This window comes from Streptomyces sp. NPDC030165 (assembly GCF_055573595.1).
This window is the reverse complement of record NZ_JBVIBD010000015.1, coordinates 257,959-263,972: the sequence shown is the minus strand read 5'-3', so window position 1 is coordinate 263,972 and position 6,014 is coordinate 257,959. Positions and strand designations below refer to the sequence as shown.

The window sequence follows — 6,014 nt, the reverse complement described above, 5'->3', positions numbered from 1 at the left end:
TTAGCGGGATCCGGGGGGGGGGGCGCGGGGGGGGGGGGGGGGGGGGGGGGGGGGAGGGGGGGGGGGGGGGGGAGGGGGGGGAGGGGAGGGGGGGACCCCCCCCCCCCCCCAGGTCAGCTCTCCGCCGGAGCCGCGGCCTCCGCCTCTGCCTCCGTCTTCGGCGGGACGGCCGGTACGGGCAGCAGCGGCAGCTGCAAAGCGGCGAACGCCTGCTCGGGCACGGCCGGGCGGCGCGGTGCCACGGCGGACAGCCGCCGGTACGGGCGGCCCGGCGCGGGGCGGACGTCGTCCTCGCCTTTGTTGGGCCAGAAGGACATGGCGCGTTCGGCCTGTGCGGTGATGGTCAGCGACGGGTTGACGCCGAGGTTCGCGGAGACCGCCGAGCCGTCGACCACCGAGATGCCGGGGTGCCCGTACAGGCGGTGGTACGGGTCGATCACGCCGTGGTCCGCGTCCTCGCCGATCGGGCAGCCGCCCAGGAAGTGCGCGGTCAGCGGGGTGCCCATCAGCTCGCCGATGTTGCTGCCCGCGAAACCGTTGATCTCCTGGGCGAGCAGGGTGGCGGCCCGGGTGGCCTCGGGAATCTGCTGGGGGTTGGGCGCGCCGTGTCCCTGGCGGGCGGTGAGCAGCCCTTTGCCGAGACCGCCCGGCTTGCGGTACGTGGTCAGGGAGTTGTCCAGGGACTGCATGACCAGGCCGATGATGGTCCGCTCCGACCAGCGGCGGTTGGACAGCGAGCGCAGCAGCAGGAGCGGGTGGCGGGCGCAGTTGGCCGCCCAGGCCAGGGCGCGGGGCGCGCGGGTGGCGATCGGGACTTGAAGGATGGACAGGCTGCCCATCGCGTTGGAGCCCTTGCCGTAACGCACCGGCTCGATGTGGGTGCTGTCGTTCGGGTGGATGGACGAGGTGATCGCGACGCCGCGGGTGAAGTCGGCCTTCGGCGCGCCGTGCGCCTTGCGGTAGCGGCGGTCGTCGGTCTGCGCGCCGACCAGCGCCTCGGAGTTGGTGCGGGTCAGCTCGCCCAGCCTGGCGGAGATCCGGGGCAGCAGGCCGCTGTCCTTCATCCGGTGCAGGAGGGTCTGGGTGCCGTACGTGCCGGCGGCGACGACCACCCGCCGGGCGGTGAAGGTGCGGCCCTTGCCCTTGCGCTTGTCGTCGGTGGGCAGGGTTCCGACGGCGAAGCCGCCGCGGGAGTCCTCGGTGACGGTGACCACGGACGTCATCGGATGGATGACGGCACCGGCCCGCTCGGCGAGGTGGAGGTAGTTCTCGTTGAGGGTGTTCTTGGCGCCGTGCCGGCAGCCGGTCATGCACTCGCCGCATTCGGTGCACGCCGTACGGGCGGGGCCCGCGCCGCCGAAGTACGGGTCCGGGACCTCGGTGCCGGGCGCGGCCTGCGCCGTACCGCCGGCGTCCTGGCCGTCGCCGAAGAAGACGCCGACGGGCGCCAGGTGGAAGGAGTCGCCGACGCCCATCTTCTCGGCGGTGGCCTTGAGGTGGACGTCCGAGGGGGTCATGGTCGGGTTGAGGCGTACGCCGAGCATCCGCCGCGCCTGGTCGTAGTACGGCTTCAGCTCGTCCTGCCAGTCGGTGATGTGCCCCCACTGCCGGTCGTCGAAGAACTGTTTCGGCGGTACGTAGAGGGTGTTGGCGTAATTGAGCGAACCGCCGCCGACCCCGGCGCCCGCCAGGACCATGACGTTGCCGAGCAGGTGCACGCGCTGGATGCCGTAGCAGCCGAGGGCGGGCGCCCACAGGTAGTTCTTCAGGTCCCACGAGTTCTTGGGCAGGGTGGCGCGGGTGAAGCGGCGCCCGGCCTCCAGGACGCCGACGCGGTAACCCTTCTCGGTCAGGCGGAGTGCGGAGACGGAGCCGCCGAAGCCCGAGCCGATGACGAGCACGTCGTAGTCGTACCCGGTCCCGTCCCCGGAGGCGTCGGACCGGTTTCGGGCAGGGTTGTCCTGGGGCACTGGCACTCCCTCGGTCTCGGGCGGGCGCTGGGGCCCGGGTCTCAGCGGAGGCGGAACGCCTTCATCGCCCGCAGGCTGCGGGTCATGAACGCCGCGTACGTCTCGTCGTCCATGCCGAACGACGGGGCGAGCGGCATGAGGCGCTGGTGGGCGACGGTCTGCGCCTCGGTGTACTTCAGGATGCCCTCGGAGCCGTGGCGGCGGCCGAGTCCGGAGTCGCCCATGCCGCCCATCGGGGACTGGACACTGCCATAGCCCGCGGCGTACGCCTCGTTGACGTTGACGGTGCCGGTACGCAGCCGGGCGGCGACGGCGCGTCCGCGGCGGCCGTCCCTGGTCCAGACGCTGGAGTTCAGGCCGTACGGGGTGGCGTTGGCGCGGGCGATCGCCTCCTGCTCGTCGCGGAAGCGGTAGACCGAGACGACCGGGCCGAAGGTCTCCTCCTCGCAGACGGCCATCGGAGACTCGACGCCGTCGAGGATGGTGGGCTCGTAGAACAGCGGGCCGATGTCCGGGCGGGGGCGGCCGCCGGCGACCAGCCGGGCGCCCTTGGCCACGGCTTCGTCCACGTGCCGGGTGACGGTCTCCAGCTGCCGCTCGCCGGCCAGGGAGCCCATGTCGGCACCGTAGGCGAGGGCGTTGCCCAGGCGCATCGCCTTCGTGCGGGCGGCGAACCGCTCCACGAAGGCGTCGGCTATGGACTCATGGACGTACAGCCGCTCTATGGAGATGCACAGCTGGCCGGCGGAGGAGAAGCAGCCGCGTACGGCGCCCGCCGCGGCCTTGTCCACGTCGGCGTCGTCCAGCACCAGCATGGCGTTCTTGCCGCCGAGTTCGAGGGAGACGCCGACCAGGCGGGCGGCGGCGCCCTGGGCGACCTCGCGGCCGGTGCGGGTGGAGCCGGTGAAGGAGACGTAATCGGCGTGCTTGACGACCTCGGGGCCGACGACCGGCCCGTCGCCGAGGACGACCTGCCAGACCTCCGGGGGCAGCCCGGCCTCGATGAGCTGTTCGCGGGCCCACAGGGCGGTCAGCGCGGTCTCGGTGTCGGGCTTCATGACGACGGCGTTGCCGGCGGCGAAGGCGGGCAGCGCGTCGCCGACGGACAGCTCGAAGGGGTAGTTCCAGGGCGCGATCTGCCCGACGACGCCGCGCGGCTGCCGCAGTTCGGTGACCTTCGTCAGGGTCGGTACGACGCCGGTGTGGCCGCGGGGGCGCAGGTACGCCGGAGCCTTGCGGCCGTAGTGGCGGGCGGCGACGGCGACCGCCTGGATCTCCTCGTGGGCGTGCAGCCGGGCCTTGCCGGTCTCCAGCTGGATCAGGTCCAGCACTTCGGCCTGGCGGCGGAGCACCAGGTCGTGGAAGCGCAGCAGGACGGCGGCGCGCTGCCGTACGGGCACCTCTGCCCAGGCACGCTGGGCGGCGCGGGCCCGCTCGAAGGCGGTGGCGACGTCCTCGGGCGTGGACTCGGGCAGGTCCGCCAGCTTCTCACCGGTGAACGGTGTGTGGTTGGCGGTCCGGCCGCTGCCGGTCACGCCGCGGGTGAGGCGGGTGACCAGGTGCGGGGTGACCACGTCGGCGGCGGTACGGGTGCCGGCGGCAGCGCGGGCGACGGGGTTGCCGCCGGCTGGGGCGGTCCGGTCGGCGACCGTGGTGCCGGCGGGTGCGTCGCCGACGGGTGCGGAGGAGCGGGTTCCGGTGTCCTGCGAGTCCGTCATGCGGGCGAGCGTATGCCGCGCCGGACGCTTTGGGTACCCACCGGTAACGAGTTTTCACGTCCTGGGCACAATCGCGCCAGTATTCACTGGCCACAAGGCCGCTGTGCTGGGAGCTTGCGAGTGCGGGAGCGGGCCGGCGAGGTGTGGCGGGCCGGTCGGGAGTTCCGTGGGGCGTCCGGCCGCGGAGCCGGTGCCCCCTCGGATGCCCTGGATCTTCAGGAAGATCACCGCGTTCGCGAACAGCTCGTCGCCGTCCTTGTCCTTACCTGCCCGGGAACGGCCGCCCGCACCCGGTCCGGTGGGCGGTACCGCCGTGTGACCCGCGTCCCGCTGCCACCTGCGCACATCCCGGGATCAGCCGCCCGGACCGGACTTCACCGGGTGGAACGTGCGCAGGGCGAGCGCGAAGTGCCGTTTTGCCCGGCCGCGTTCGGCGAGCGGCGCCGAGACCCACACGTCGTACGTCCGGCCGCCCTCCTCCCAGCTGAGGTCGAAGGTGTGCCGGGGGCCGCCGTCCCCCGGACCGCCGTCCCAGGTGAACTCCCACAGGGCGGCGGGGCGGCCGCGGTGTGTGGCGCGCGAGACCGTGCCGTCGCGGTAGCCGGGGTAGCGGTCGGGGCCTTCGGCGTGTGCGCGGCGCATCGTGCCGAGCGGTCCGGCGGGGGCCTGCTTCTGGAGGTGGATGCCGAGCCGGTAGCGCTTGCCCGGGGAGTAGTAGAAGACGCGTGGTTTCTCGTAGGAGCGGGAGAAGCCGTCGGGGACGGCGAGAGCGAAGCCGAGCGGGTCGCGCACGATGTGGTAGCCCGGCGGGGCGGTGGCGGTGCCGCCGGGGCTGGGGGCGGGCGTGCCCGTACCCGGACCGTCCGTACCGGCGGCGTCCGTACCAGGGCTGCCCGAACGCTCCTGCGACGGCCGCGACTGCGTGGCCCGGGACCCGCCGCCCTTCCCGTCCGCGTCCCCGCCCCGGAGGACCAGCGCCGCGAGGCCCACACCCGCCCCCGCGAGCACACACACGGCCAGGCCCGTGAGGAGCGCGGTGCGAGCGCGTCCGGTGTGCGGACGGGCCGCGGCGGCCAGTGCGCGGTCCGCCAGGGCGTCCGGTATCGGGACGCCGTGCGTACGGCCCGGCTCGTGCGGATGCCCAGAAGGTCCGGAGGCGGTGGGCGCGGGCGGCGGCGGTGTCCCGGGGGCGCGGCCCGACTGGAGGTAGCCGCGCAACAGCCGCTCCGTACCCGGGATGTCCAGCCGCCGGTCCGGGTCGCGCTCCAGCAGGCCGCGGACCACCGCCAGGAGGGGCCGGGCGGGCTCCGGCAGTTCGATCTCGTCGTGCACGACCGCGTTCAATACGCCGCCCAGCGAGTCGCGGTGGAACGGCGACCGCCCGCTGAGCGCCGCGCACAGCAGCGCACCGACCGACCACAGGTCCGCCGCCGGCCCGGCGTGCCGGCCGGCCATCCGCTCGGGCGCGGTGTACTCGGGCGAGCCGACGAACCCGCCGGCCTCGGTCAGCGTCGGACCGCCGGGGACCTGGGCCACGCCGAAGTCGGTGAGGACGACCCGGCCGGTGCCCTCCTCCAGCAGGACGTTGGCGGGCTTGATGTCGCGGTGCAGGACACCGCGCGCGTGTGCCACCCGCAGCGCGCCGAGCAGGGCGAGCCCGATGCGTGCCACCTCGCGGGGCGCGAGCGGCCCGCCGCCGGTCAGCCGGTCGGCGAGGGAGCCGCCGTCGACCAGTTCCATGACGATCCAGGGGCGGGCGTCCTGTTCGACGACGTCGTACAGGACGATCACGTTCGGGTGCTTGATCTGCGCGACGGTCCGGGCCTCACGCATCGCGCGCGCCCGCTGGTCCACGGGGTCCGCGCCGGCCGGGCCGTCGTCCAGGTGCAGTTCCTTGACCGCGACCTGGCGGCGCAGCATCTCGTCGGTGGCGCGCCAGACCGTGCCCATGCCGCCGCGGCCGAGCCGTTCGCCCAGGCGGTAGCGGCCGGCGATGAGCCGGCCCTCACCCCGCAAGCTCCCCATGGGGTCATCTTGCCCCAACGGCCCGGCACGGGCGGCGGATGTCGTCGGGACACGGGGTGTGCGAGAGGCGCACGAGTCGGTTGCGCACGATTGCGGCGCGCGCCCGGGGGCAGGGAGTGGGAAGCTCCGCCGGACGGTGTGCGGTGGGGCGAGGTGACCGCGCGTACGGCAGTGCCGCACGACACACGCGGGGGAACCTCCGCCGCCTCCGCCGCCGTCCTTGACACAGTGAGGCGGCAGCGGCACACGGCCGTGGGAACAGGGCAGCGACAGGCGGACAGTCGGCAGCACACGGGCCGGC

Annotated in this window: 3 protein-coding genes; all 3 read right to left on the bottom strand. The window is 74.1% G+C overall.

The window, feature by feature from the left end:
* Positions 1 to 113: 113 nt before the first annotated feature.
* Positions 114 to 1,970, bottom strand: a complete 1,857-nt coding sequence (locus ACZ4Z1_RS27285) for a GMC family oxidoreductase N-terminal domain-containing protein (RefSeq protein WP_468489251.1) — start codon at positions 1,968 to 1,970, stop codon at positions 114 to 116.
* Between the two features lie 41 nt (positions 1,971 to 2,011).
* On the bottom strand, positions 2,012 to 3,688 hold the full coding sequence (locus tag ACZ4Z1_RS27280; RefSeq protein ID WP_468489250.1) for a succinic semialdehyde dehydrogenase: 1,677 nt from the start codon (positions 3,686 to 3,688) through the stop codon (positions 2,012 to 2,014).
* 354 nt (positions 3,689 to 4,042) lie between these two features.
* Positions 4,043 to 5,713, bottom strand: coding sequence for a serine/threonine-protein kinase (locus ACZ4Z1_RS27275; protein ID WP_468489249.1), 1,671 nt, complete (start codon positions 5,711 to 5,713; stop codon positions 4,043 to 4,045).
* Positions 5,714 to 6,014: the final 301 nt, after the last annotated feature.

Bases quoted from the DNA above. Each gene is read 5' to 3' on its own strand.
- ACZ4Z1_RS27280 (WP_468489250.1), bottom strand. From the start codon at position 3,688: ATGACGGACTCGCAGGACACCGGAACCCGCTCCTCCGCACCCGTCGGC.
- ACZ4Z1_RS27275 (WP_468489249.1), bottom strand. From the start codon at position 5,713: ATGGGGAGCTTGCGGGGTGAGGGCCGGCTCATCGCCGGCCGCTACCGC.